Source organism: Rummeliibacillus sp. BSL5 (assembly GCF_052928305.1).
Genome location: NZ_JAVGCV010000002.1, coordinates 1 through 24,075 on the forward strand (window position 1 = coordinate 1; position 24,075 = coordinate 24,075).

At 38.0% G+C, this 24,075-nt stretch carries 25 protein-coding genes, 16 tRNA genes, 2 rRNA genes and 2 pseudogenes; 36 read left to right on the forward strand and 9 right to left on the reverse strand.

Going from position 1 to position 24,075, the window contains the following annotated elements:
* The 20 genes and pseudogenes from RCJ93_RS10410 to RCJ93_RS10505 all read left to right on the forward strand — a co-directional run.
* Positions 1 to 124, forward strand: a 23S ribosomal RNA gene (locus RCJ93_RS10410); the annotation flags it as partial.
* A 126-nt stretch (positions 125 to 250) separates the two neighbouring features.
* A 5S ribosomal RNA gene (rrf, locus tag RCJ93_RS10415) occupies positions 251 to 366 on the forward strand.
* 15 nt (positions 367 to 381) lie between these two features.
* A tRNA-Asn gene (locus tag RCJ93_RS10420) sits at positions 382 to 458 on the forward strand.
* A 7-nt stretch (positions 459 to 465) separates the two neighbouring features.
* Positions 466 to 557 (forward strand) — tRNA-Ser (locus tag RCJ93_RS10425).
* 18 nt (positions 558 to 575) lie between these two features.
* Positions 576 to 650: transfer RNA gene (locus RCJ93_RS10430), tRNA-Glu, on the forward strand.
* Positions 651 to 655: 5 nt separating this feature from the next.
* Positions 656 to 731 (forward strand) — tRNA-Val (locus RCJ93_RS10435).
* Between the two features lie 40 nt (positions 732 to 771).
* Positions 772 to 848, forward strand: a tRNA-Met gene (locus RCJ93_RS10440).
* Positions 849 to 852: 4 nt separating this feature from the next.
* Positions 853 to 929 (forward strand) — tRNA-Asp (locus RCJ93_RS10445).
* A 29-nt stretch (positions 930 to 958) separates the two neighbouring features.
* Positions 959 to 1,034, forward strand: a tRNA-Phe gene (locus RCJ93_RS10450).
* An 11-nt stretch (positions 1,035 to 1,045) separates the two neighbouring features.
* A tRNA-Thr gene (locus RCJ93_RS10455) sits at positions 1,046 to 1,121 on the forward strand.
* 4 nt (positions 1,122 to 1,125) lie between these two features.
* A tRNA-Tyr gene (locus tag RCJ93_RS10460) sits at positions 1,126 to 1,209 on the forward strand.
* Positions 1,210 to 1,217: 8 nt separating this feature from the next.
* A tRNA-Trp gene (locus tag RCJ93_RS10465) sits at positions 1,218 to 1,291 on the forward strand.
* A gap of 27 nt (positions 1,292 to 1,318) precedes the next feature.
* A tRNA-His gene (locus RCJ93_RS10470) sits at positions 1,319 to 1,394 on the forward strand.
* Positions 1,395 to 1,434: 40 nt separating this feature from the next.
* Positions 1,435 to 1,510: transfer RNA gene (locus RCJ93_RS10475), tRNA-His, on the forward strand.
* A 3-nt stretch (positions 1,511 to 1,513) separates the two neighbouring features.
* Positions 1,514 to 1,585, forward strand: a tRNA-Gln gene (locus tag RCJ93_RS10480).
* An 8-nt stretch (positions 1,586 to 1,593) separates the two neighbouring features.
* Positions 1,594 to 1,668: transfer RNA gene (locus RCJ93_RS10485), tRNA-Gly, on the forward strand.
* A gap of 18 nt (positions 1,669 to 1,686) precedes the next feature.
* Positions 1,687 to 1,761, forward strand: a tRNA-Cys gene (locus RCJ93_RS10490).
* Between the two features lie 31 nt (positions 1,762 to 1,792).
* Positions 1,793 to 1,873: transfer RNA gene (locus RCJ93_RS10495), tRNA-Leu, on the forward strand.
* A 281-nt stretch (positions 1,874 to 2,154) separates the two neighbouring features.
* Positions 2,155 to 2,660, forward strand: a pseudogene (locus tag RCJ93_RS10500) (GrpB family protein).
* 146 nt (positions 2,661 to 2,806) lie between these two features.
* The gene (locus RCJ93_RS10505; RefSeq protein WP_150284974.1) at positions 2,807 to 3,724 is read left to right on the forward strand and encodes a DUF3885 domain-containing protein; all 918 of its coding nucleotides are present in this window, start codon (positions 2,807 to 2,809) and stop codon (positions 3,722 to 3,724) included.
* A 147-nt stretch (positions 3,725 to 3,871) separates the two neighbouring features.
* Here the strand turns inward: RCJ93_RS10505 and RCJ93_RS10510 are convergent, their stop codons facing one another.
* On the reverse strand, positions 3,872 to 5,074 hold the full coding sequence (locus tag RCJ93_RS10510) for an MFS transporter (RefSeq protein WP_446738979.1): 1,203 nt from the start codon (positions 5,072 to 5,074) through the stop codon (positions 3,872 to 3,874).
* Between the two features lie 247 nt (positions 5,075 to 5,321).
* Between RCJ93_RS10510 and RCJ93_RS10515 the strand changes: the two genes are divergently transcribed.
* Entirely contained in the window at positions 5,322 to 5,900 is a 579-nt protein-coding gene (locus RCJ93_RS10515; RefSeq protein WP_150284976.1) for a TetR/AcrR family transcriptional regulator, read from the forward strand.
* Positions 5,901 to 6,170: 270 nt separating this feature from the next.
* On the opposite strand, the gene RCJ93_RS10520 is transcribed toward RCJ93_RS10515, so the two are convergent.
* Positions 6,171 to 6,584, reverse strand: coding sequence for a MerR family transcriptional regulator (locus RCJ93_RS10520; protein ID WP_150284977.1), 414 nt, complete (start codon positions 6,582 to 6,584; stop codon positions 6,171 to 6,173).
* 220 nt (positions 6,585 to 6,804) lie between these two features.
* Here RCJ93_RS10520 and RCJ93_RS10525 point away from each other — a divergent pair, with 220 nt between their 5' ends.
* The 6 genes and pseudogenes from RCJ93_RS10525 (at position 6,805) to RCJ93_RS10550 (ending at position 11,209) form a co-directional block, all read left to right on the forward strand.
* Positions 6,805 to 7,413: a flavin reductase family protein gene (locus RCJ93_RS10525; protein ID WP_446738980.1), complete on the forward strand. Its 609-nt coding sequence runs from the start codon at positions 6,805 to 6,807 to the stop codon at positions 7,411 to 7,413.
* Between the two features lie 243 nt (positions 7,414 to 7,656).
* A complete protein-coding gene (locus tag RCJ93_RS10530) occupies positions 7,657 to 8,049 on the forward strand; it encodes a GNAT family N-acetyltransferase (protein WP_446738981.1) in 393 nt (130 codons plus the stop codon).
* Positions 8,050 to 8,141: 92 nt separating this feature from the next.
* Positions 8,142 to 8,597: pseudogene (locus RCJ93_RS10535) on the forward strand (GNAT family N-acetyltransferase).
* A gap of 57 nt (positions 8,598 to 8,654) precedes the next feature.
* Positions 8,655 to 9,311 carry an HAD family hydrolase gene (locus RCJ93_RS10540; protein WP_150285133.1) on the forward strand — a complete coding sequence of 219 codons (657 nt, stop codon included), beginning with the start codon at positions 8,655 to 8,657 and terminating at the stop codon, positions 9,309 to 9,311.
* Between the two features lie 106 nt (positions 9,312 to 9,417).
* Positions 9,418 to 10,029 carry an NAD(P)H:quinone oxidoreductase gene (gene wrbA, locus RCJ93_RS10545; protein ID WP_147196164.1) on the forward strand — a complete coding sequence of 204 codons (612 nt, stop codon included), beginning with the start codon at positions 9,418 to 9,420 and terminating at the stop codon, positions 10,027 to 10,029.
* A gap of 208 nt (positions 10,030 to 10,237) precedes the next feature.
* Positions 10,238 to 11,209 carry a HEAT repeat domain-containing protein gene (locus RCJ93_RS10550; protein WP_190323460.1) on the forward strand — a complete coding sequence of 324 codons (972 nt, stop codon included), beginning with the start codon at positions 10,238 to 10,240 and terminating at the stop codon, positions 11,207 to 11,209.
* 24 nt (positions 11,210 to 11,233) lie between these two features.
* On the opposite strand, the gene RCJ93_RS10555 is transcribed toward RCJ93_RS10550, so the two are convergent.
* Both RCJ93_RS10555 and RCJ93_RS10560 read right to left on the reverse strand, forming a co-directional pair.
* A complete protein-coding gene (locus RCJ93_RS10555) occupies positions 11,234 to 12,223 on the reverse strand; it encodes an EAL domain-containing protein (protein WP_370454671.1) in 990 nt (329 codons plus the stop codon).
* Positions 12,224 to 12,354: 131 nt separating this feature from the next.
* On the reverse strand, positions 12,355 to 12,564 hold the full coding sequence (locus RCJ93_RS10560; protein ID WP_066789666.1) for a hypothetical protein: 210 nt from the start codon (positions 12,562 to 12,564) through the stop codon (positions 12,355 to 12,357).
* Positions 12,565 to 12,667: 103 nt separating this feature from the next.
* Here RCJ93_RS10560 and RCJ93_RS10565 point away from each other — a divergent pair, with 103 nt between their 5' ends.
* From RCJ93_RS10565 to RCJ93_RS10580, 4 genes are all read left to right on the forward strand, one after another.
* Positions 12,668 to 12,919: a hypothetical protein gene (locus tag RCJ93_RS10565; protein WP_150284981.1), complete on the forward strand. Its 252-nt coding sequence runs from the start codon at positions 12,668 to 12,670 to the stop codon at positions 12,917 to 12,919.
* Between the two features lie 109 nt (positions 12,920 to 13,028).
* Positions 13,029 to 13,949 carry a S66 peptidase family protein gene (locus RCJ93_RS10570; RefSeq protein ID WP_150284982.1) on the forward strand — a complete coding sequence of 307 codons (921 nt, stop codon included), beginning with the start codon at positions 13,029 to 13,031 and terminating at the stop codon, positions 13,947 to 13,949.
* A 107-nt stretch (positions 13,950 to 14,056) separates the two neighbouring features.
* Positions 14,057 to 14,977: a S66 peptidase family protein gene (locus tag RCJ93_RS10575; RefSeq protein WP_150284983.1), complete on the forward strand. Its 921-nt coding sequence runs from the start codon at positions 14,057 to 14,059 to the stop codon at positions 14,975 to 14,977.
* A gap of 12 nt (positions 14,978 to 14,989) precedes the next feature.
* Positions 14,990 to 16,075, forward strand: coding sequence for a mandelate racemase/muconate lactonizing enzyme family protein (locus RCJ93_RS10580; protein ID WP_150284984.1), 1,086 nt, complete (start codon positions 14,990 to 14,992; stop codon positions 16,073 to 16,075).
* A gap of 60 nt (positions 16,076 to 16,135) precedes the next feature.
* Here the strand turns inward: RCJ93_RS10580 and RCJ93_RS10585 are convergent, their stop codons facing one another.
* Positions 16,136 to 16,828, reverse strand: coding sequence for a B3/B4 domain-containing protein (locus tag RCJ93_RS10585; protein WP_446738982.1), 693 nt, complete (start codon positions 16,826 to 16,828; stop codon positions 16,136 to 16,138).
* Positions 16,829 to 16,891: 63 nt separating this feature from the next.
* On the opposite strand from RCJ93_RS10585, the gene queG reads away from it, so the two are divergent.
* Both queG and trmL read left to right on the forward strand, forming a co-directional pair.
* Positions 16,892 to 18,031 carry a tRNA epoxyqueuosine(34) reductase QueG gene (gene queG / locus RCJ93_RS10590; RefSeq protein WP_150284986.1) on the forward strand — a complete coding sequence of 380 codons (1,140 nt, stop codon included), beginning with the start codon at positions 16,892 to 16,894 and terminating at the stop codon, positions 18,029 to 18,031.
* A gap of 76 nt (positions 18,032 to 18,107) precedes the next feature.
* Positions 18,108 to 18,581, forward strand: coding sequence for a tRNA (uridine(34)/cytosine(34)/5-carboxymethylaminomethyluridine(34)-2'-O)-methyltransferase TrmL (trmL, locus tag RCJ93_RS10595; RefSeq protein ID WP_446738983.1), 474 nt, complete (start codon positions 18,108 to 18,110; stop codon positions 18,579 to 18,581).
* Positions 18,582 to 18,836: 255 nt separating this feature from the next.
* Here the strand turns inward: trmL and RCJ93_RS10600 are convergent, their stop codons facing one another.
* Entirely contained in the window at positions 18,837 to 19,373 is a 537-nt protein-coding gene (locus RCJ93_RS10600; RefSeq protein WP_150284988.1) for a DJ-1/PfpI family protein, read from the reverse strand.
* A gap of 121 nt (positions 19,374 to 19,494) precedes the next feature.
* Here RCJ93_RS10600 and RCJ93_RS10605 point away from each other — a divergent pair, with 121 nt between their 5' ends.
* A complete protein-coding gene (locus RCJ93_RS10605) occupies positions 19,495 to 19,812 on the forward strand; it encodes a hypothetical protein (protein ID WP_150284989.1) in 318 nt (105 codons plus the stop codon).
* 91 nt (positions 19,813 to 19,903) lie between these two features.
* On the opposite strand, the gene RCJ93_RS10610 is transcribed toward RCJ93_RS10605, so the two are convergent.
* Together RCJ93_RS10610 and RCJ93_RS10615 are read right to left on the reverse strand one after the other, a co-directional pair.
* Positions 19,904 to 20,263 carry a DUF952 domain-containing protein gene (locus RCJ93_RS10610; RefSeq protein ID WP_150284990.1) on the reverse strand — a complete coding sequence of 120 codons (360 nt, stop codon included), beginning with the start codon at positions 20,261 to 20,263 and terminating at the stop codon, positions 19,904 to 19,906.
* Positions 20,260 to 21,336, reverse strand: coding sequence for a hypothetical protein (locus RCJ93_RS10615; protein WP_150284991.1), 1,077 nt, complete (start codon positions 21,334 to 21,336; stop codon positions 20,260 to 20,262). Before RCJ93_RS10615 ends, RCJ93_RS10610 begins: the two co-directional genes overlap by 4 nt.
* Positions 21,337 to 21,488: 152 nt before the next feature.
* Here RCJ93_RS10615 and RCJ93_RS10620 point away from each other — a divergent pair, with 152 nt between their 5' ends.
* On the forward strand, positions 21,489 to 21,644 hold the full coding sequence (locus RCJ93_RS10620) for a hypothetical protein (protein ID WP_190323461.1): 156 nt from the start codon (positions 21,489 to 21,491) through the stop codon (positions 21,642 to 21,644).
* A gap of 45 nt (positions 21,645 to 21,689) precedes the next feature.
* On the opposite strand, the gene RCJ93_RS10625 is transcribed toward RCJ93_RS10620, so the two are convergent.
* Complete coding sequence (locus RCJ93_RS10625) at positions 21,690 to 22,988, reverse strand: NCS2 family permease (RefSeq protein WP_147196192.1); 1,299 nt, start codon at positions 22,986 to 22,988, stop codon at positions 21,690 to 21,692.
* Between the two features lie 242 nt (positions 22,989 to 23,230).
* Here RCJ93_RS10625 and RCJ93_RS10630 point away from each other — a divergent pair, with 242 nt between their 5' ends.
* A complete protein-coding gene (locus tag RCJ93_RS10630; protein ID WP_150284992.1) occupies positions 23,231 to 24,058 on the forward strand; it encodes an aldo/keto reductase in 828 nt (275 codons plus the stop codon).
* Positions 24,059 to 24,075: the final 17 nt, after the last annotated feature.

A 24,075-nucleotide genomic window follows, 5' to 3' on the forward strand; every position in this document is an offset into this window, starting at 1 on the left:
AGATGAGATTTCCCATTACGCAAGTAAGTAAGATCCCTCAAAGACGATGAGGTAGATAGGTTCGAGGTGGAAGTGTGGCGACACATGGAGCTGACGAATACTAATCGATCGAGGACTTAACCAAATTTCTTAAGAACCTTCAATTCACGTTTATCCAGTTTTGAAAGAACAAGAAAATTTTTTCTAAAAAAGTAGTTGACTTAATTAGAAAAAAGTGATATAATAATTCTTGTCTTTGAGAAATAACATGTCTAGTGATGATGGCAAAGAGGTCACACCTGTTCTCATGCCGAACACAGAAGTTAAGCTCTTTAGCGCCGATGGTAGTTGGGGGCTTCCCCCTGCGAGAGTAGGACGTCGCTAGGCTGTTGATTTTATTATTCCGAAGTAGCTCAGTTGGTAGTAGCATCTGACTGTTAATCAGAGGGTCGCAGGTTCGAGTCCTGCCTTCGGAGCCATTTTTTTGGAGAGTTGTCCGAGTGGCCGAAGGAGCACGATTGGAAATCGTGTAGGCGGGTAACCCTGTCTCAAGGGTTCAAATCCCTTACTCTCCGCCATGACTTTTCAATACATATGGCCCCTTGGTCAAGCGGTTAAGACACCGCCCTTTCACGGCGGTAACACGGGTTCGAATCCCGTAGGGGTCACCATTTTCGGAGGATTAGCTCAGCTGGGAGAGCATCTGCCTTACAAGCAGAGGGTCGGCGGTTCGATCCCGTCATCCTCCACCATTTTAAGAACTTTATCAATCAAATAAGCATATATTATTATCGCGGGGTGGAGCAGTTCGGTAGCTCGTCGGGCTCATAACCCGAAGGTCGCAGGTTCAAATCCTGCCCCCGCAACCAAAATGGTCCGGTAGTTCAGCTGGTTAGAATGCCTGCCTGTCACGCAGGAGGTCGCGGGTTCGAGTCCCGTCCGGACCGCCATTTTAAATTATAATATTTAAAGTTATTATGGGTCGGTAGCTCAGTTGGTAGAGCATTAGATTGAAGCTCTAAGTGTCGGCAGTTCGATTCTGTCCCGACCCACCATAATAATTTTTGCCGGTGTAGCTCAGTTGGTAGAGCAACTGACTTGTAATCAGTAGGTCGAGGGTTCGACTCCTTTCGCCGGCACCATTCTGGAGGGGTAGCGAAGAGGCTAAACGCGGCGGACTGTAAATCCGCTCCTTCGGGTTCGGCAGTTCGAATCTGCCCCCCTCCACCATTCTTTACAGGGGCATAGTTTAACGGTAGAATAGAGGTCTCCAAAACCTTTGATGTGGGTTCGATTCCTACTGCCCCTGCCAATATAAAACCTTTAAATTTACATAACGGCGGCTGTGGTGAAGTGGTGAACACACCGGATTGTGGTTCCGGCATTCGAGGGTTCGATCCCCTTCAGCCGCCCCATATATAAAATGTAAAGATTAGGTTTTCCTTTAATACAATGGCGATTGTGGTGAAGTGGTTAACACACCGGATTGTGGTTCCGGCATTCGAGGGTTCGATCCCCTTCAGTCGCCCCATTTTGGGGTATAGCCAAGCGGTAAGGCAACGGATTTTGATTCCGTCATGCCCTGGTTCGAATCCAGGTACCCCAGTTATATATGCGGAAGTAGTTCAGTGGTAGAACATCACCTTGCCAAGGTGGGGGTCGCGGGTTCGAACCCCGTCTTCCGCTCCATATATTTTATAATGCCAAGGCGGCATAGCCAAGTGGTAAGGCAAAGGTCTGCAAAACCTTTATTCACCGGTTCAAATCCGGTTGCCGCCTCCATATAGTTAATTAAACTATATAAACACATCATGCCGGTGTGGCGGAATTGGCAGACGCGCACGACTCAAAATCGTGTTCCTTTGGAGTGTCGGTTCGACCCCGACCACCGGTATCATCACATCGTTTGCCAAGCGATGACTAAAAGTTCCTTACATTTGTAAGGAACTTTTTTGTATACATAAAATTGTTTCCACACCCTGTTATCAAATAAAGACAAATAAAAAAGTAGCAATGTGTATAATTGAATTAATTATTGAAACACTGTCTATTATTGATTTACTGAATTAGTGTGAAATAAATGTTAGAGAATACAAGCAAAAAATATTCCGAATATATTTGTGATATTACATTCTAATGTGGAAAAAGCAATCAGGATAAATAAGGAGTGATAAAGTGTTAGGATTACCCAAAGGAGAAGTTTTTCTAACTCCATGGACACAAGAATGGGAAAGAGAATTTTTATTAGAAAAAAGAAAATTCAAAAAGAAATTGGTGATAACATTGTGGAAATTCATCATATTGGTAGCACGGCTGTAAAAAAACTAAGTGCGAAACCAATTATTGATATTGCAGTGGAAATCAATGATTTTAACGAAGGTGAGAATTACGTTTCTTCCTTAGAAAAGATAGGTTATTCATATAAAGGGACAAACATTTTACCTGACAGACACTATTTCAGTAAAGGTGAACCAAGAACTCATCAAATCCATATGTATCAAAGTGGAAACAAATATTTACACGAACAATTGAAATTCAGAGATTATTTGAGAAACAATGACGAAGCAAGAATTGAATATGAACAACTTAAACTCAAATTATCGGAATTAAATAAAAGTAATAAACATAAATATGCAGAGGATAAGACTCATTTTGTTAAAACAATCTTAGAAAAAATTTAGTAGACGTTTCCCAAATGGCGACTAAACGTTTCTTACTTTTCTTCAATACAGTCCTTACATTTTTTTGATTATAAATTTTCACATCTTCGGGTTCTGGTATAATCAGGGTATTAAAGTAGTGAAGTAATAATTAAGGGAGTTTAAAGATGGAGCTATTAAACCAATTGAAGAATAACTCAAAATATTGGCTTCGTTTTGAACTAGGGCTTGTCGAACTAGAAGGCAAAGAATATTTTAAAGAAATTTATCATCGTATATTTTCTATTTTTGACTTTCTTTTTGATACGAAAGATACGATTATGTTTATTACAGCTATTAATGAATCTGTTGAATATAGTGGAAAAGATTTGCCTAATATACAACGTTTCCTTAAAGACAAAAAATTAATATATGGATTAAGTTGCAAAACAGTACCTTATGAGTTTGATGAAGAGGATATTGAAATGAGGACAACTCTATACAGTTTAAAGGTTAAAAAGGAGTCTATCCGTAGAGATTATCTTTTTCAAGCAATTAGTAATCAGGATTTTGCGAGAAAGCCTAGCATAATGGGAAATGTTTATTTGCTGAATTTATCACAGAATACATTATTGCACATGTATGATGACCGTGGATGTGATGTTTATGGTTTAAATAAAGAAAATCTATTGCCTTTATATCATAAATTTAGAAAATGGATCTTAGACTATAATCGTATACAAATTGACCATATTTTTGAGGAAGGGTTATTTAATTACTCTGAATCATCTACTGAAATGGAAGATAGACTTATAACCAATACATTTAGAGAAAATGAAACAGAGATTAATTTATATGGAGGCAATACATGCATAATTACTCATCAACTTGAAATACCACAAGAAGATGCAGAGAAATGTGTATATGAGATGAAACAAACAGGATTTAAAATTGAAATTGACAAAAATCAACTTGATTGTATTGTTCTTAAAGCCATAAAGACTGAAGCACTTGCAATGATTGATTATCAAACTGAATTGATGTCTTTATATTCAAAGAAGTATAACGGAAAGTATGAAGGTTGGTCAGCGAAAAGAGAACATTAATAAAAGTAAATAATAAGAACACATAATGCCAGTGTTTACTGCGTTTATGTGCATTATATTGTATATAAATTAGTTTGACGTAATTAAGAATAAAGCGAATTTGGAAGTTAGTAATTCCAAATTCGCTTATTTTATTTAGTATTAAAACTACTTAGCATTATTTTTTTCAGTAGCAAAATATAATAAGGAAAGTATAGAAGGAATTATTCCAATCCATAATGCAGTGCTCCATCCACCCATTGAGTAGGCCCAGCCGCCAATTGCCGATCCAATTGCACCACCAAAAAAGAACATTGCCATGAATAGACCATTCAGACGATTACGAACTTCTGGACTCAACGAGAAAAGCGCACGTTGACTGAGTACAAGATTTGCGGATACACCAGCGTCTAACAATAAAGATGAAATTACTAGTATAGCTATACCAATAGGTGAGTTAGTATGGATAATAATCGGTAATAAAAGAGAAATGACAACCGTAAGAAGTGCTATCCCAGTTGCAAGTTTCGTCACTCCACGATCTGCAATTCGTCCTGTAATAGGCGCAGCTACTGCACCAGCAACTCCGACAAGGGCAAATAATGCAACTTCTTTCTGAGAAAAATGAAATGATTGGCTAGTTAACAGTTGAGGAACTGTTGTCCAAAATAAACTAAAAGATGCAAACACACCTGCATGATATGCAGCCCGGCGACGTAATATTGGTGTTGTTCGTAACAAATACCACATAGATTTGAGGAGAGCTATATAGTGAGTGTCCGTTGATGGCTTTCTTCTAGGTAATACCTTTGAAAGTACAATAGCCAAAACCATAATAGCTATGGCAGATAAAATAAATATAGCATGCCAACCAAAAAAATCAGCAACTAGGCTCGACAAGGGGCGTGATAGCATGATTCCGAGTAACAGACCGCTCATGACATTGCCGACAACACGACCGCGTGAAGAATCGGATGATAGATATGATGCAAAGGGAACAAGTACTTGCGCAGCAACCGAACCTAAACCTATGACAAACAAAGCAAATAAGAATAGAAATATTTGTTTCGTCATTGCTGTAATTACAAGGGCTACTGCCGTGATAAGTAAAGAGGAGACTATCAGCTTTCGATTTTCAAAAATATCTCCTAAAGGCACGATAAACAATAAACCGACAACGTATCCAATTTGGGTTAACGTAACAATTAAGCCAGAAGTGTTTGCTGACAAACCGACTGATGAGCTAATTATCCCAACAAGAGGCTGTGCGTAATATAAATTAGCTACAATGATACCACATGCGGTAGCCATAAGAATGGTTAACCAAGTTGGAATCTTCTTTTCAATTGTTTGTTTCTTTAAATCAATCATTTAGTACAACTCCTTCTATGGAATATATATTGCTTAACAATAAACAATACCGTGGGTTAGATTCCCTCCATATTAGATTTTATTGTTTTCATTTTATAATACTAAACGTGCAGTTTATAAAATGATTAACCATATAATATACTGAACGTTTAGTTTTGTAAATAGGGAATTCAAACTTTCTGTTTTAATATTAAATTGTTATACTGAACATACAGTTTATTAATTCCAAAGAAAGTTGGTAATTATGATGAATGGAAAAAGAGGCAGACCACGTAACTTAGAAGCACAAAAGTCAATTCTGTCAGCTTCTTATGATTTATTGTTGGAAAATGGGTTTCAAGCTCTCACAGTTGATAAAATCGCCAAATATGCTCAGGTTAGCAAAGCAACTATTTATAAATGGTGGCCAAACAAGGCTGCAGTAGTGATGGATGGTTTCCTTTATGCTGCCTCTGAAAGATTGCCTGTGCCTGATACTGGTTCGGCATACAATGATATTTTAACTCACGCTACAAATTTAACTATATTTTTGACGAGTCGGGAGGGGACGATAATTACGCAATTATTAGGTGAAGGCCAGTTTGATTCCGGATTAGCAGATGCCTATCGTGCACGATATTTCCACCCCCGCCGACTTGAAGCAAAGAGTCTTTTGGAAAAAGGAATTCAACGTGGTGAATTGAAAAAAAGTATCGATATTGATATATGTATTGATTTAATTTACGGACCGATTTTCTATCGATTACTTGTGACTGGCGAACCATTAGATGAATCATATGTACGACAATTAATATTAAATGCTTTTGAAGGTATTCGTTCTTCCTAGAAGTATAGAGTTAATCTAATAAACGTATTTTTAATCTATATGATATCAAACTAATTAAAAACTACTCAGAGCAAATGGTAAATGCTTTACTTTGAGAAGGCCAAGAGCAATCCAAACTATTTGTGCGGACATCGTACACTTATAATTCCGTAAGAATTGAGAATCACTGGAGTAAATTAAAAGCCACGAATGTTGTAAAATCAACGTTTCGTGGCTTTTCTTATGAATATGCAGTATCGACATATTTTCAAGTAATACTCAAGATCCTACTTAAATCGGTACTTCGTTGCTCTCTTTAGAAAGCTCGAAATAACCGGATAATTTTTCTTTTGTAAGTGAAATCATGTGCTCTAATTCCTGCTGCTTAGCTTCTAGGTCCATCAGATATTTCGAAAGTATTTCTGTTCGTTTATTTAACGTCTGAGTATATTTTGTAGGGTCTTCCCCTAATTGTATTTTTTCCATCACACAACCCTCACGAGTGAATTCTGTAATCTCTTCAAGTGATAGGCCTATCTTCTTTAGATTAGTCAGACACTGTATATATGATACTTCGCTCTCGGAGTAGGCCCGGGCTCCTCCTTCTCTTCGACTCGGACCTTTCAGAACTCCGATTTTCTCGTAATAACGCAATGTATATGGGGTTAAACCTGTTCTTTCTGACACTTGGCTAATGGTGAGCATGTGATGCATCCTCCTATGTAATACTGAATTGAAGTTATCATACACCTTAGAGCTAACTCTAAGTCAAGTATTTATAGTTTTTAAAATACCTTCTTGACTTCGAGTCGACTCTAATTTGTATACTGTAGCCATAATAATGTAGGAGGAATTGTATGACTTCTGAATGTATCATTAATCAATCTTTTTTAGATAAGAGATAATCAAGAGAGGATGAATCAACGTGGAAATTATTCCAGAAAAGCTTACGTGGAAAGACAGTTACAAATTATATACAGGCTCTATCTTGCCTAGACCGATTGCTTTGGTCTCTACTATTTCAAAGGGAGGTATTCCTAATCTTGCGCCGTTCAGTAATTTTTGCGGGGTATGTCCTTCGCCATTTATGGTGGCCTTTGCCCCCTTGATTCGACCCGAAGATGGTACGAAGAAAGATACGACACTCAACATTGAAGAGACGGGACAATTTGTGATTAATATGGTTACGGAGGGTATTGTAACGAAAGTACATGATACATCCATAGAATTTGCGCCTGACATAGATGAGTTTCAAGAGACCGGTCTAACACCTATACCCAGCTCGAAAGTGTTGCCGTATCGAGTTAAAGAAAGTCCTATACAAATGGAATGTGTGTTAGAGAATATGCTGAAATTTGGAGAAGGTCCTGGATCATCAAACCTCGTTATTGGTCGTGTCGTTAAAATACACATTGAAGATACACTATACAAGGATGGAAAAGTAGATTTGTCTAAACTTAAGCCGGTAGGGCGCCTAGCGGGACCGTATTATGCGAAAATGTCAGAGTTATTTACTTTGAAGAGCTCCCAATGACGTTAAGGGAAATCATTTATAAATAAGCGATGAATAGGCGTTTCTTACATTTTGTAAGAAACGTTTTTTTATTTGACTTAAAAGTATGTCTACCTGATTTTAGTGAAGGAGAATTTAAAACGGTAAGGCAAACGAATTTACCATTACTAATCTGTTTAATAGTTAAAGGAAATCTGATCTTTATGTTGAGTTTTACCTGTATAAAAGGAACTGAATAGAAATTGACTTGTGGAGGAGAAAATTTTGCATATAAGTAAACCTAACCTCATTAAGTTAGATGAGATTGTAAACATCGATATAGAGGTAATCGGAAACGATAGTAGACGTCAGTCCATTAAAAAAGCTATCGATGAAGGGAGATGTATAGTAGTTAAAGATAATAATTCTATTGTTGGTTTTTTAATTTATGATACTCATTTCTTTGAATGTAGCTTTATTTCTTTAGTCATCGTTAAACTAACTGAAAGGCGAAAAAGGTATGCTACATCGCTTATTGAGTACTTTATAAGCATTGCTCCAACTAAGAAAATATTCTCTTCTACTAATCAATCAAATAAAAAAATGCAAAAAGTTTTTAAAGCTAATGGTTTTAAACAAAGCGGATTCATTGAAAATTTAGACGAAGGCAACGGGTAATGCTTTTTTCTTTTGGAATAACTTAAGTAGAACAATAAAGGAGATTATCACCAATAAGTCGTATATATAACTATTAAATGGGAGGGGGTAGCGTGTATCAATATTTTAATGGGGTAGTCATAAGAGAGGGAACAGATGGGATTCCTGCTGAAAGTGTTGAGACATTGTTTGAAGATGCGCGGGATGGGCAAGGAATACTCCAACTTGGCAAAAAGAGCAATATTCACATATTTTCAAAAACTCTACCTGCGCATTTACTGTTTGGAATCAAAATCAAATGATTGGTATGGTCAGAGCCCTTTCAGATCAAATTATGGCAGCTAACATAATGGACTTAGTCGTTTTATCAGAGTATCGCGGAAAAGGTATAGCTAAAAAACTTGTGGAGCTTTGTGTTCAAAAACTTCCGCATGGTGATTGGTTTGCCCATACTTCTGCAAACAATTTTAGCTTTTATGAAAAATGTGGTTTTGAGGTAAAAGATCTAACCCCAAATGGTACATGCGCGTATTACGGCTATAAAGGCAAGGAAAGATCGGCATAGGTAAATTTATAGTATGTATTGTATAGAAAGGCAGTGTGGTTAATTGAGCGGTTATAAGGCAATGCTCTTTGATGTAGATGATACGTTGCTGAATCGGAATAGAGCAGTAGATAAAATGTTCTGCTTAGTTTTAGAAAAGTGTTATGAGGAAGTTGAACATTCAGTACAACAGCAGATGTTAAGGAAATTTAAGGTCTATGACAAAAGAGATTATGGTTATAGCGATAAAACAAAGGTTCTTGAATCATTCTTTGATAATTTCCCACCAAAATATAGATTGCCACACAGCGACATTCAAGAGTTTTGGAATAATCATTTTCCTCGTTGCTTTTCTATAGACCAACATACAATTGATATTGTAAATACTATTAAGAGACATATGAAAGTTGCCATTATTACAAACGGCTTGGCTGAGAGACAAAAAGCTAAAATAATGAACACCAATTTGAATAGTTGCTTTGAGATAGTAGTTATTTCTGAAGAAGCAGGCTTTAGTAAACCAGACAAGCGGATATTCGAAATAGCATTAAATAAGCTGAGTGTGCAACCGGAAGAAGTGCTATTTGTCGGAGATCACATCGAAAAAGATATTGGTGGTTGTCAAAGCGCAAATATAAAAGGCATCTGGTTCAATCCTTATATGCTTGAAAATGATACCGAAATAATACCAGACGCTGAAATAGATTCTTTGGATAGATTATTAAGTTACATAAAGTGAGAAACGGATTTGAATGTATTCTGTCTTTAATAACCTGTTGTTTTAAATATTGAAACTTCTTTTATTTGGGTATAAATATACTATCTACAAAAAAGGAGAGGAAGAAATGTCTAAAGTAAAGTTAGCAGTGATTTTCTACACAATGGGCGGTACGAATTATCAGCTTGCCAAATGGGCAAAAGAAGGGGCAGAAGAAGCAGGTGCAGAGGTAAGAATCTTGAAGGTTGAAGAGCTCGCACCTCAATCAGTAGTTGAGAATAATGAAAAATGGAAGAAAACAACCGAAATGATTAAGGATATTCCAGTTGCTAAGTCTGAGGATATTGAGTGGGCGGATGGTATTATCTTTAGTGTGCCGACACGTTTTGGAACAATGGCTTCTCAGCTGAAGCAATTTTTAGACACACAAGGCGGTTTATGGGCTTCAGGTAAAACTGTAAACAAGGTTGTCAGTGCCATGACCTCTGCACAAAACCCACATGGTGGCCAAGAAGCGACACTGTTATCACTTTATACATCGATGATGCATTGGGGAGCTATCATTGCAGCACCTGGCTACAGTGATCCTGTGCTATTTAAAGCAGGCGGCAATCCATATGGAACAAGTGTGACGGTCGGACAAGATGACAAAATGGTAGAAGATGTTGAAGCATCAGTTAAATATCAGGCCAAACGTACTGTGAACGTTGCACAATGGGTTAAGAATGGACAACAATAAAAAAGAAGCTAGCCATTATAAATTGGCTAGCTTTTTATATGCAATAAATATAAAGATTCACACATCCTAAATAAATAAAACTAAAAGTTCAATCAGCAATAAAGAACGTGTAAACTTTTAGATATCTAGTAAGGCTTTATCTATACATATATGAGTATTAACTTGTGCTACTTACTGCTCCAGAATATCGGAAAGGGAGAGACCTATGATGACTGAAAAAGAATTACTAAATTTAATAAACGACATGGCCAGTGATGAACATATCTACAAAGAGGAAAGTTTTACTAACGAAGATTCTCCATCATGGCTTGCTTATCGACAAGCAGAGGAATTAGAAGATATTACGATGATTCCTTATCTTGCCAATTTATTAGAGAAAACGAAAGATCGAGAAACTAGGATGCATATCTATTTTATACTTGGTAAAATTGGAACTAATACTGAGGAAAGGCATGTTGCTGATATTCTACTGAAAGGACTTGAAACAGAAACGAATAAATATGTGCTAGAGCAAATTCTAAATGCGCTTGCAGAACAAAGGAATGTAGAAGAATACTCAACCATTATTATTAAATTTCTCAATGATGACCGTTCCTCTATCCGACATACTGCTATTGAGGCATTAAATGGATGTAAAAATAAGATAGCTGAGGACGCACTCATTCAAATTATTTCAGAATCCTCAGATGAATATGATTTAATTTATGCAAGCAGCGTTCTTTCAGAGATAGGTTCAGATAGAGCTATTCCTCATCTTATAAATTTACTTAATCATCCTAAAGGTGATGTTAAATGTACAGCTATAGGGGCTTTAATTGAATTAGGAAACTCTTCATTACTTCCGGTTTTTTTAAAAGCCTTACAGGATAGGTCTGTTTATGTTAAAGGCTATGCCATGTTAGCGATTAATAGACATGGAAATGAAACTGCAATTCCAGCAGTAATAGAACGATTAAAGAGTATGTTAAAAAGAAAAAGAAAAATAGTAAGTGATGATCTAATCACAGGATTAGAGTTCCTTATACGTTACAAGGAAGACTATAAGGAGATCAGAGATTTATATGAATGGATAAAGAGCCGGAAAAGTGAAGTCCTCTTTGAGGAAGAAATGGACTGGATGAATACGCATAGCTATTCTGAAAATATTCACGATAAGGTGAGTAATCAAAACAAAAGCTAGCCTTATTAACAGGCTAGCTTTTTCTTATTGAGGCACAGGAGAAGGCTTTCCAAATAGATATCCTTGGAATAGCTGATAACCTTGTTGTTTTAACCATTCAAAGTCTTCTCGTTCTTCTACACCTTCTGCAAGGGGAGTAGTGCCTACTTCATTTGCTTTATGTAAAAAGGCCAGGGCTGTTTTTTGTTTTAATGGATCAGCCGCTACGCCTTGTACATATTTCATATCCAGCTTTATATAATGCGGTTTGAGAGCAGCTACTGAATCGATGGTATTAAAGCCTGCACCTACATCATCCAGTGCATATTCAAAGCCTCTTTCTTTATAATAAGTAAGTATTCTTTTTAGATGGTCTAGGTCTTCTACTTGCTCAGATTCCACTACTTCAAATACAAATTGGTGTGGTTCTATGCCTAGTTTTTTTGCAAGGGCCACAGTTGTTGCTAAACAGTGTTCAGGCGAGTAAATAGAAGTTGGAATAAAATTGATGAATACTTTCTTATTTATGGCGGCAGAGTTTTTAACTGCGTTCATTCTGCATAAGCGGTCCAGTGCATAAAGCCTGCCTCTTTTTTTGGCTGCATTAAATAGTTCATTTGGAAAAATCATCTGATCATTTTCATCTAGAAATCTCGAAAGAATTTCATAGGCATATGTTTCTTCATTTCTATCAACAATTGGCTGGAAGTGGCATGATACTCTTTCGTCTTTTATCACATTATCGACCCAATCACTATTTAAATATTGATCGATAGCAGAAAGAGCTTGCCATGCTTGTTGATCTACTCGAAAGGTAACCTCTTCTGGTGTCATATGGTGATAGAAGAAGTCCATTAACTCTTTCACACCACTTTCACCTACTAGCAATGCATTTTCAGAAGCACTTAGTTTTATCTTTCTTCTTTTCAAATGATTGATGACTTCTTCACGCATCGCAATATTACGGGTGCCTTCAAGCTTAAATTCATATTCTAACTCATTTATAATACAGCTTTTACACGGCAAATTGCCCACCATCCTCCTATATGTAGTAATTCCTCAGAACTATCATACTCAATTATTTCGCAGATGTATGATAAGTGCAATGTATTTTCTCTATGGAGATAGTAATAATCTAAAAAGAGCCCATCTCAGGCTCTTTTGTATTACTTTTTATTCGTTTGTTGTGTTTTGTTGTGGTTGATACTATTGTTTTTATTTTTTGCCTTGGAATCAAACTCAGGACCGAACTCTTCATTAATATTGTCATTTGGATTATTGTTATTGCTGTTGCTGACATTGTGGTCTGTGCTTTGATAGACATCAAAAGGATTATGAGTTCTCGTATTGATTGTTGCTTTGTTGTTTTTGCTCATAACTAGTCACCTCCTCGTTTTAATGTGTACAAAACAGTGAGATTTATGTGTATAATTTTTCCTCTATTTGCCGAGCATAGGGAAAAAACGATGGAGGGATTCTATGCAAGCGAGTACTGATTCTAAAATTCTTTTTTGCTATAATTGCGAAACAAAAACGATTTTTCATCATCAAGACCTGAATCGACACAGCTATGTTGAAAGTCATTGTGCCAATTGCGGTTGGCTAGAATGGCAAAATAGAGCGGTAGAGCGCGAGAAGGATAAATGGATTATATATAATAAAGAACAAGGTATTGGCATCGAAATAGTGGATATTCCTGAAACAGGAGAATGGAAGCGAAAGAGTGTGTAGGAGCAGGCGATGTCCTGCTTTTTTGTTTTGTGAAGCGAGTGGTTTTGTAGCCAATTTGCCTGTTTATTGCTAAAGTAAAGAAGAAATTACTTGTTTAGGAGCTGCAATGATGAAAATACGTCCAAAACGTTTACAAAAGGGTGATACAGTTGGTATTATCGCGCCATCTAGCCCACCGAATATTGAAAGGTTAACTAAAGCCCTCGATTTCCTCGAAGAACTCGGCTTGCGATATGTGCTGGGCAATACGATCCAACGCCGGGAGCATTATTTGGCAGGCACAGACCGAGAACGTGCCGCTGATTTGCAAGAGATGGTAGAGGATCCAACAATCAAGGCCATATTCTGTGCAAGTGGCGGTTATGGAGCAGCTAGAATAGCAGATCGAATCGATTACTTACTATTGGAAGAGAACCCTAAGATTTTTTGGGGCTTTTCAGATATTACATTTTTACATACAGCAATTGGTATGTATGCGGATCTGGTTACTTTCCATGGTCCGACACTGTCTAGCATTGGACGCGAACAAGTAGCAGAGCGTACAAAGCTCATGTTCAACCAATTGTTTGAGCCTGCGGAGATTTACTATGATGAAAGTATATCGAAACTTACGACCATTTCAGGTGGGCGTGCGCGAGGTGAATTGACAGGCGGCAATCTGACCTTGCTTGTAAATAGCTTGGCAACGAAATTTGAAATCAATACTGATGGCAAGATATTGTTGATTGAAGATATCGGGCTGGAGCCAGCACAAATTGACTCACTTTTAAATCAGCTGAAACAAGCGAGGAAGTTTGAAAGAGTTGCCGGCATTGTAGTTGGCGACTTTGTCGAAACAAATCAGCGGGAATATGAAGATTCACCGACTTTTCATGAGTTATTGGATAGTTATTTTGGCCATATGAATATTCCTGTTGTGAGCGGTTTTAAAATAGGTCATGATGAGCTAAATGTCGGCATACCTTTAGGAGTAGATGCAATATTGGATGCGGACAATAAAGAGTTGGCGATTTTGCCAGGGGTGGAATAGGCAGAAAAAGATCGGACTTTCTATTGGAGGAAGCCCGATCTTTTTTATAGTTGAGATTAATTTCACCCATCATCAGCATGCATTTTTAGGAAGGGGAAATAAAGCGAATGAAGAGACAGGTGAAGAGATTGCAGCGGGGCGATACAATTGGCATTATCGCACCAGCAAGCCCGCCAAATGAAAAGTTCTTGAATAAATCCTTAGAGTTCCTCCAAGAACTTGGTTTGGATTATAGATTTGGGGATTCACTCTTGAATGTAGACGGCTATTTGGCGGGGACAGATGACGAGCGCTTGAACGACTTGCACCAAATGTTTGCGGCACCTGATATTGCCGGTATTTTTTGTGCTTGTGGCGGTTACGGTACTGCACGGTATGCCGACCGAATTGATTTTGACTTGATATCGCAAAATCCTAAAGTTTTTTGGGGCTATTCTGATATTACATACTTACATACCGCTATCGGAAAATATGCTGATATAATGACATTCCATGGCCCTATGCTTGCATCTGATGTAGGCAAAGGTACATTTCAAGAGAAATCTGCGGAAATGTTTCAGCAATTATTTGCTCCGAGTATACTTCACTATGATGACACATTCGGTCCTATCCAAACATTTATGCCTGGTCAATGCCAAGGCGAACTCACAGGCGGCAATCTGAGTTTGCTGGCCAGTAGTATAGGAACACCTTATGAGTTGGAAACGTTCGGCAAAATTTTATTGATTGAAGATATAGATGAGGAACCGTATCGAGTAGACGGTATGCTGAACCAGCTGCGCTTGGCGGGGAAACTGCAGGGAGTAGCGGGTATTATTATTGGTGATTTCTCGCATGCTGAGCCGAAAAGAAAAGAGTCACAGACATTAGATGAGGTATTTGGACATTACTTTGATGATTTGCATGTACCCATAGTGAAAGATGTGAAAATAGGGCATTGTCAACCGCATTTTGCAGTCCCGCTTGGAGCGCATGCCTTTTTGGATGCGGATGAGAGAACATTTTCAATTCAACCAGGCGTTCGATAGGAGGAAGCCACCTTGAAGATTCAGTCGGTCGATACGTATAAAGTTGCCATTCCATTAAAAAATCCATTCAAAACAGCCCTACGTACAGTCAATGTAGCAGAGGCAATCTATATAAAAATCACACTGGAAAATGGTTTGTATGGTGTAGGAGAAGCACCGCCAACGCATGTTATTACGGGCGAGTCTCTTTCAAGTATCCAATTTGCTGTAGAAGAAGTATTTGCACCCTTAATTATTGGCAGTGATTTGCACAATTATGAAAGGCTTTTCCATACGCTGCACCGTTCTATGGTTGGCAATACGAGCGCAAAAGCAGCTGTTGATATGGCTATTTATGATTTGCTGGCACAAAGCGCTAACTTGCCGTTATATCAGTATTTAGGTGGCGCCAAGAATTCTATTACGACAGATTATACAGTGAGCGTTAATGCTCCTGAGATGATGGCGTTGGATGCCAAAAAATATGTTCAGGATGGCTTCCATACTTTAAAAGTTAAAGTCGGAATTGGAGAAATCAAAGAGGATATATTGAGGCTTGAAGCGATCCGGCAAGCTATTGGACCCAATCCTAAGATTCGAATTGATGCCAATCAAGGCTGGTCTGCGAAAGACGCGGTAAAAGCAATCCGTGAGATGGAACAGAGGGGACTTGGAATTGAGATTGTCGAACAGCCTGTGCCAGCACATGATTTGGCATCACTGAAATACGTGACGGATCACACACTCACACCTATCATGGCGGATGAAAGTGTCTTTTCTATTTACGATGCGAAAGAAATTATTCACATGCGTGCCGCAGATATGATGAATATTAAATTAATGAAAACAGGCGGTATCTATCAAGCCTTGAAGCTTGCTGCATTAGCACAAAGCCAAGATATGATTTGCATGGTGGGAAGCATGATTGAAACAAAGCTTGGGGTTGGAGCGGCCGCCCATTTTGCAGCAAGCCAGCCTAATGTTGAGTATTATGATTTTGATGCTCCACTGATGTTAACCATGGATTTATTACGTGGAGGGATTCAATACAACGGGGCTCATATTACATTTTCGAATACTCCTGGTTTAGGAATTGACGGGATAGAAGGTATATGCTGAATTTTCAAAGGGGAAGAAAAGCACGAATCATTGGATTGATTCGTGCTTTTATATGTTTTTTTATAGTTCAATTTCTGGTTGAGTTGTTGAAAGAAGACCTATTGTATAATCTCCTCCATGTATTTGAGAAAACATATTCCCAGCAGCGCCAAGTAGCTTCATACTTTCTTCCTCCGATAAAGAAGGGCGAAGATAGAATAACTGGATGGCATTAGTCGTTTGTTCCGTGACTGCTGTTCGTTTAGAATCAACGAATGGACTCCCAAATGGTCCTTCGTTATCTTTTGAATAGGCTATTCCTTTTAAAGAATTATAACGTCCGTTCAAACCCTCGTATCCTGTATACTCATCGCCAAGGGCAATCTCAATGTCACCTTGAATAAGGTCTGCATCATAAATTCCTACTGGAATCTCATATTGAAGCGAAAAGAAATTGTTCAGATCTACTGCAGAGTGGAAAGGTTGCAAATAGTTTTGCTTTGCAATTCGTCGTAAAAGGCTTTCCGCTGAGAGTCTATAGCGATTGGGGTCAGCACCAAGCGCCTTCCAGGTTTTACGCCATTCTGATATGCCGGGTCTTTCCGTGACAGGTGATTCCTGTAATTCTAGATAAAGGTTTTCTTGATACAATTGTGTCCGTCCTTTAATCATTTGAGGAGATTCGGAGACGATTATTTTGGTATAATGGATCATGCCGATTTTAAAATCAGGCACTATCGTAGTAATGGATGAGTCTAATCTTATTTTCGCCATATACATCACCTAACTTATCATTTTCTTTAGTTTAACATAGAGAGTGAGTGACATAACAAATAAATGAAACCATTGCAATTACAGCAAGAATTAATCGCCTATGCGAAGAGCATCGGTGTGGATAAAATAGGCTTTACATCTGCAGCGCCATTTAGCGATTTAAAAAATAAGCTACGCATACAGCAAGAACTGGGTTACCAATCGGGTTTTGAAGAATCGGATATTGAAAAGCGTACAGAGCCTACGCTTCTTTTAGAGGATGCCGCAAGCATTATTGCGATTGCTGTGGCGTATCCTTCTAAAATGAAAAACGCCCCGCAAGGAAAAAGGGGAGCAAGAAGAGGCATCTTCTGCCGGGCATCATGGGGAACGGATTACCATACAGTTCTGCGCGAAAAGCTAGCACTAATTGAAGCGTTCTTAAAAGAAAAGGTGCCAGGCTGTCGAATCCGTTCCATGGTCGATACAGGAGAGTTATCAGATCGGGCTGTTGCTGAACGTGCAGGCATAGGCTGGAGCGGGAAGAATTGCGCCATTATTACGCCTGAATTCGGCTCTTACGTATACTTGGGAGAATTAATTACAGACTTACCATTTATGCCGGATGAACCGATAGAGGACCAATGCGGAGATTGCACTCTATGTCTCGACGTGTGTCCGACTGGCGCTCTAGTTCAAGGAGGCCAACTCAACGCACAAAAATGCGTAGCTTTCTTAACGCAAACGAAAGGTTTCTTGCCTGATGAATACCGCGGGAAAATTGGCAATCGTATCTATGGCTGTGATACATGCCAAACGGTTTGTCCGAAAAATAAAGGGAAAATCAACTGGCTGCATGATGCATTCCAACCGGATCCGGAAATTGCTAAACCACTGCTTGAGCCGTTATTAACAATTTCGAACCGAGAGTTCAAAGAGAAATTTGGCCATATCTCTGGGTCTTGGCGTGGGAAAAAACCAATCCAGCGCAACGCGATTATTGCACTTGCTCATTTTAAAGAAGAAGCTGCTCTACCAACTTTGATTAAAGTGTTCCAGCAAGACGAACGCCCAGTGATCAGAGGAACAGCCGCTTGGGCAATCGGTAAAATTGGCGGAGACGGAGCAAAAGAAGTGTTAGAAAAAGGGGCACTCATTGAAAAAGATGAAGAGGTCCAATTTGAAATTCAAAAAGGGTTAGATTTATTACTAGCCCAAAAATAAACTACTGCGGACGAGGGGACTCACCGGCTCGACATAAGTAGTCTTTAAATAGCAAAACATAAAGGAAGTGTTCAGTGTGTCATTACACATTGTGTTATATCAACCAGAAATACCGGCAAATACCGGCAATATCGCACGGACATGCGCAGCGACTAATACGCATTTGCATCTCATCCGACCTCTAGGTTTTTCAACAGACGATAAAATGCTGAAAAGAGCAGGCCTAGATTATTGGCATAGCGTAAACATCACATACTATGATTCGATTGATGAATTCTATGAGGCCATACAAGATGGGACTGTTTACTATATAGAGACATTCGGCTCGAAGACGTATTCAGATTTTGATTACAGTAACTCAGACGAAGAAATCTACTTTATGTTTGGGAAAGAAACGACAGGTATTCCAAGAGAGGTTATCCATAACCCAGAAGAGCAGTGCTTGCGTATTCCACAAAGCGATCATGTTCGTTCGATGAATTTATCGAATACAGCAGCTATCGTGATATTTGAAGCACTCCGCCAGCAAGGATTTAAAGGATTACAGTAAAAGTAAAAAAGGACAGCCATAACAGGCTGTCCCTTTTTATTTACATATTATTTTACAGGTTTGTCCTCATAACCAGCAGTAAAGATAGCCACTAAGAATGACAAAATCACACCAAGAATTAAGATTAATCTCATGGTTGTACCCTCCTAATTGAATGAAAAAATGAAAAGTTCTCTTACAAGTATAGCCTAATTTTTGTGAAAATGAAACGCTATTTGTTTAAGAATTGTGGCGATTAAACGATGGTTCGAATAGTTACTTGTTATACCAACTCTTATCAAACTCCAAATGTAATAACTCACCAAACTGTATTGCAAAATCTATAAAAGAGGATCCTTTAGCAGTTAACAGATTGCGATCAACTACAACAGAAGAATTCGCATATATGCCTTCATTGAAAGTTCCTAAAAAGGAACGCTGGTCTTTCGTTAATCCAGTAGTGTATTTTCGCCCGTTTAACAATCCACTCATCGATAAAAGATAGGGTGCGCTTGATATGGCTCCTATGACGATATCTCTTTGCTTAAAACGATGCAAAAAAGATTTTAATTCGGCATGGTTAACTAAGTGTTCGAAATCATCGACTCCTGGAAGAACGATGCTATCCAATTGATTTATGTCAATTTCCTTTATTGTGGTATCAGGCATACAAGGAAGGCCAGCTTCTCCTTTAACTACTTTATGATCTAGACCTATATATAAGATTTGTTTCTGTCCTTGCATGAGTACGGATAAGAGTACCGATAATTCATATTCGCTAAATCTGGGATATAAAAGGATTCCTGTGTACATATGTTTATTCTCCTATGATTTTGAGTGAGTAGATTTCAACCAAGATATTCCTCACTTTAATAATTCTATATTTGTAGTAAAATTGTATTGCAAATCAATTATGCTAGAGTGAGGTGTACATTTGGATAAAAAAGACCATTTTAAAAACTTATTGAAATCAAACTGTATGGATGAAAATATACCTTTACGAAAAGTTAAATATAATTGTACTGATAAGAATGTTTATATCCGTATTAAAAATGATATAAAAAGAGATGTAGAGTTAGATGTCATAGAAATTTTAAGCAAAATACTTACAGTTTTAGTAACCTTAAAAGTAGATTTTAATCACTATTACAGTTTATATCCACATAAAAAAGGGCTAGACGAATTTGTAATAGTATTTAAAAAAGAAGATTATTTAAATTTGAATTTAAAGCTTGAAACAGGAGACTTTTAAGTTGAAAGCCCCACTTTATTTCCACCTTTTTTTTGTTAAAGAGGGGCTATTATTGGACTCTAATATTTATAGAAGCTTAGATACTAATCCTTTATTTCTCCACCTGATAACTCTTAAGTTCCTCACTTAAAAGAAAATCCCCATGTTCATCTCTTAAGAAGGGAAGGACATCTACAATGGCGTTAAGGTTTAATTCACCATAGATATGTGGATATTCTATTCCGTAATTGCGGTCGTCCTCCCATTTGATTTCTGCTTCGACTTTATCGGTGTCTATGCATAATAGCAATAATGGTTCTTTTATTTCCTTAAAGTACGGAGCTACACGCCAAAAGTCTTCGATAGAGGCGCAATGGATAAAATTACTTGAACCGAGCAATTCCTTACCATAATATTTGTCGTTCTTAACAGTTTCCCATTCTTGTTGTGTTAAGCAATGTAAAATGATCATTCTCTTTCTCCGTCCTTTGATAGTAGTTCTTGGCATACCTCTAAAAAGAGGTGAGGTTCATCTGGACTAAGATGAATTTTAGTCACCTTTTTCGTAAAGCCATACATCAATTTTACTTCCTGTGGTGTGTAGCATTCAATCTCAATGGCTGGCTTTTCTTTTATGAAATCAGGGAGTACAGCATCAAGCGTTATATCAGCTTCCGCTTTGGATAGTTTTTCTGACCCTTGATACACGTGCACACTTTTTATTTGTGATAAGGGAATGGATGATTGTTTCATAACACCAATTTGCATATGCAGCATTTTATCTGTCATCACAATGGGACATAATCGAACTGCCTGAATCTCAGCCACGAATATTATTAGCCCATACAGATTCAAAATTAAAAGAATGATGGATACAGTAGGACTCCAATTATGAAGCAACCAATGAAATCCAATTGATTCAAAAATGAGAGCATGAATAAGCATGATATACACTGCGATAAAGCTTGTTTTTTTATGGATTGTAAAGGTTCTATATTTAGTCGTTGCAATAGGAAGCTCTGCTTTCCAAGAAAACAAGCTGTAATACCAGATAGATAATTCAGTACTGAACATATCCAGGGTTCTAGAGGGCTTTAAATGATTAGCAAGTCCTGATCTTAATCGGTATTGAAATATGGGTATGCCTTCCTGTGATAGCTTGAATTGCTTCATTACGGCAGGGAGCTTAGTTAGCAGTTTATATACCACATAAAGTTCTAATGAGATAAAGCTCCCTTCAGCTATAAATAAAATGATAGGAACAGATGAATAGCTTGAATAAATACCGCCTGGGACTATAAGGTTTGCTGTGTAAAAACCAATAATTATGACTGGAAGCACATACTTCAAGGAATACTTTTTACGAATGATAAAGAGATAGGTCAGTAAAGGAATAACAAGCATGAAGTCTAACATAGTGCCTAACACCATGTTTTTTGGAACAGGCTGCAAGGCATCAAGACGATAGGCGACTGTATTCGAGCCAACTACAGCTGTAAGAAGAAAAAGAAACCAAAACCTTTTTGTTTTAGAAATAGAAAGCATCGTATTCCTCCCTTCTATTTTCATTTTATGAAATTCGCTATGGTAATGGTAGTATCAAATGTGAAAAAACCCCTACATTTTGAGAGGCGCATATTTTCGGAACAAAAGGGTATAGATAAAGAAGTAATGCCAATAAGAAGGGTGGTTTGTATATGGATAAAGATAAGATTGAACAAGAGAATGGTTCAATGGCCACTTCATTTGAAGAAGTGCAACAGCTTGGCAAGCAAATGGAAAAACGCCGAGATGAAGAGGATTTAGAGGAAGCAGGACGTCAGCCAGATCCGGAACAATTTGATGATGAATAAACAAAAGGCTGTCCCGTTAGATGAACGGGACAGCCTTTCTTAGCGTTATTGCAAGAATATCAGCTGGATAGCAAATAGGATGGCAAATAGGTAAAGAAGCGGGTGCACCTTTTTCGCCTCGCCTTTCACTATTTTTAGAATTGGGTAAGAAATAAAGCCGAATGCAATACCTGTTGAAATGCTAGATGTTAAGGGCATAATCAAAATAATCAAGAATGCCGGGAATGCTTCATCAAAGCTATGCCAGTCAATGTCTTTTACAGAAGATATCATCAACGTACCTACAATAACAAGTGCTGGTGAAGTAATAGCAGAAACGCCGGATACAGCTGTCACTAAAGGACCGAAGAAAGAGGCAATGATAAAGAATACTGCAACTGTCAATGATGTTAAACCAGTTCGGCCGCCAGCTGCTACGCCTGCGGAAGATTCTACAAAGGCAGTAGTCGGGCTTGTCCCAAACATAGAACCAACAATTGTTCCTAGTGAATCAGCTAATAATGCTTTGCGCGCACGAGGCAATTCATTGTTTTTCATCAAACCTGCTTGTTTCATGACACCCACCAGTGTACCTGTAGTATCAAACAGCGTTACAAGAATGAAAGAAAAGACCACACCATATAGTCCATAATGGATCACGTTGGAGAATGCTTCGATTGGATTCCAAACGAGTATGCCTTTTGGTAGGTGAGGCAGAGCCACAACATGGTGGATTTTAAGCTGCCCTGTTACTATTGCGATAATACCTGTTATAACCATCCCTATAAACAAGGAACCTTGAATATTGCGGACCATTAGAATAACCGTAATTGCAAGGCCAACTAATGTTAGCAGAGCATTCGCAGAGGATAAGTCGCCTAAAGCTACAAGTGTACTGTCGCTTTTTACGATGACATCACCTGATTTCAAACCAAGAAAAGCAATAAATAAACCGATGCCGGCTGTGATGGAGCGCTTTATGTTTTCAGGAATAGCTGTGATCAGTTTTGCACGAAGTGGTGTAAGCGATAGAATAATGAACACAATCCCTGCGACGAACACCGAAGAAAATGCGGTCATATAATCCATTTTTCCGTTAGAGCCGAGAACAACCGAGTAGGTGAAAAAGGCATTTAAACCCATTCCCGGAGCGATAGCGATTGGATAATTAGCACAAAGCGCCATCCATAAGGTACCAACCACGGCGGAGATAATAGTTGCCATAAATACTTGGTCAACAGGCACGCCTGCATCATGCAAGATTTTTGGGTTAACCACAATGATATATACCATAGCTAGAAATGTTGTCATTCCAGCAGTTAATTCTGTTTTTGCATTAGTATTATATTCTTTTAGACGAAACAATTGAAAACCTTCTTTCTAAATACGAACGATAAAAACAACATATTATATATTATTCGTTCTTACATTAAATTTCAACCCTAAATCAGAAATCCGATATTCTCTAAATACTCAGGCAATAGTGTATAATAAAATGAAACTTAACTTCAATGGAGATATTATGCCCTATTGAAGAAAGTGCCAACACACTTTTTAGGCTGTTACCCCATTCATGTGAGGTAAAAACACAATAAGGAGGAGTTAATATGTATTCAATCACTTCTACAAAAAAATTACATAATGGAATCGAAATGCCGCGTTTTGGTCTTGGTGTCTATAAAATGACAGAACCAGAAGAAGCATTCAATGCGATCAAGAAGGCGTTAGATACTGGATATATTGCAGTAGATACAGCCGCATTATATGGCAATGAAAAACAAGTAGGTGAAGCTGTACGGGCATCGGGCAAAAGAAGAGAAGAAATTTTCATCACATCGAAAGTTTGGAATACAGATCAGGGATATGATGAAACATTAAGAGCATTTGAAAAAACGTTGAAAGAATTGGATACAGATTATTTAGATTTGTATCTTACACATTGGCCGGTACCAGATAAATTCATGGATACGTATCGAGCAATCGAGCGTTTATATGAAGAAAAGCTAATCCAAGTGCCTGGGGTATCGAATCATGAAATTCATCATTTAGAAAAAATATTTGCACAAGCAAATATCCAGCCAATGGTGAATCAAGTAGAGCTGCATCCTTATCTTACCCAAGAAGAGCTTCGCCAATTCTGCCAAAAGCATGATATTGCGATTACGGCATGGTCACCACTTGGACGCGGGGAAGTATTGAAGGATGAAACCATTCGAGCGATTGGCGAAAAATATGACAAATCAATTGCTCAAACAATTATCAGATGGCATCTGCAAAGCGATCATATTGTTATTCCGAAATCAGTTACACCAAGTCGTATAGAAGAAAATGCAGAAATATTCGACTTTGAATTAAGTCAAGAGGATATGAAAGCGATTGATGGGCTGAACCGAGACCAACGTTTTGGCTCACACCCTGACCATTTTAATTATTAAAAAATAGTCCATCCTTT

What these genes read in the sequence shown, in the direction of transcription:
- RCJ93_RS10505 (WP_150284974.1), top strand. Translation starts at nt 2,807, where the DNA reads ATGGAGCTATTAAACCAATTGAAGAATAACTCAAAATATTGGCTTCGT.
- RCJ93_RS10510 (WP_446738979.1), bottom strand. Translation starts at nt 5,074, where the DNA reads ATGATTGATTTAAAGAAACAAACAATTGAAAAGAAGATTCCAACTTGG.
- RCJ93_RS10515 (WP_150284976.1), top strand. Translation starts at nt 5,322, where the DNA reads ATGAATGGAAAAAGAGGCAGACCACGTAACTTAGAAGCACAAAAGTCA.
- RCJ93_RS10520 (WP_150284977.1), bottom strand. Translation starts at nt 6,584, where the DNA reads ATGCTCACCATTAGCCAAGTGTCAGAAAGAACAGGTTTAACCCCATAT.
- RCJ93_RS10540 (WP_150285133.1), top strand. Translation starts at nt 8,655, where the DNA reads ATGCTCTTTGATGTAGATGATACGTTGCTGAATCGGAATAGAGCAGTA.
- wrbA (WP_147196164.1), top strand. Translation starts at nt 9,418, where the DNA reads ATGTCTAAAGTAAAGTTAGCAGTGATTTTCTACACAATGGGCGGTACG.
- RCJ93_RS10550 (WP_190323460.1), top strand. Translation starts at nt 10,238, where the DNA reads ATGACTGAAAAAGAATTACTAAATTTAATAAACGACATGGCCAGTGAT.
- RCJ93_RS10560 (WP_066789666.1), bottom strand. Translation starts at nt 12,564, where the DNA reads ATGAGCAAAAACAACAAAGCAACAATCAATACGAGAACTCATAATCCT.
- RCJ93_RS10565 (WP_150284981.1), top strand. Translation starts at nt 12,668, where the DNA reads ATGCAAGCGAGTACTGATTCTAAAATTCTTTTTTGCTATAATTGCGAA.
- RCJ93_RS10570 (WP_150284982.1), top strand. Translation starts at nt 13,029, where the DNA reads ATGAAAATACGTCCAAAACGTTTACAAAAGGGTGATACAGTTGGTATT.
- RCJ93_RS10575 (WP_150284983.1), top strand. Translation starts at nt 14,057, where the DNA reads ATGAAGAGACAGGTGAAGAGATTGCAGCGGGGCGATACAATTGGCATT.
- RCJ93_RS10585 (WP_446738982.1), bottom strand. Translation starts at nt 16,828, where the DNA reads ATGGCGAAAATAAGATTAGACTCATCCATTACTACGATAGTGCCTGAT.
- queG (WP_150284986.1), top strand. Translation starts at nt 16,892, where the DNA reads ATGAAACCATTGCAATTACAGCAAGAATTAATCGCCTATGCGAAGAGC.
- RCJ93_RS10600 (WP_150284988.1), bottom strand. Translation starts at nt 19,373, where the DNA reads ATGTACACAGGAATCCTTTTATATCCCAGATTTAGCGAATATGAATTA.
- RCJ93_RS10610 (WP_150284990.1), bottom strand. Translation starts at nt 20,263, where the DNA reads ATGATCATTTTACATTGCTTAACACAACAAGAATGGGAAACTGTTAAG.
- RCJ93_RS10615 (WP_150284991.1), bottom strand. Translation starts at nt 21,336, where the DNA reads ATGCTTTCTATTTCTAAAACAAAAAGGTTTTGGTTTCTTTTTCTTCTT.
- RCJ93_RS10620 (WP_190323461.1), top strand. Translation starts at nt 21,489, where the DNA reads ATGGATAAAGATAAGATTGAACAAGAGAATGGTTCAATGGCCACTTCA.
- RCJ93_RS10630 (WP_150284992.1), top strand. Translation starts at nt 23,231, where the DNA reads ATGTATTCAATCACTTCTACAAAAAAATTACATAATGGAATCGAAATG.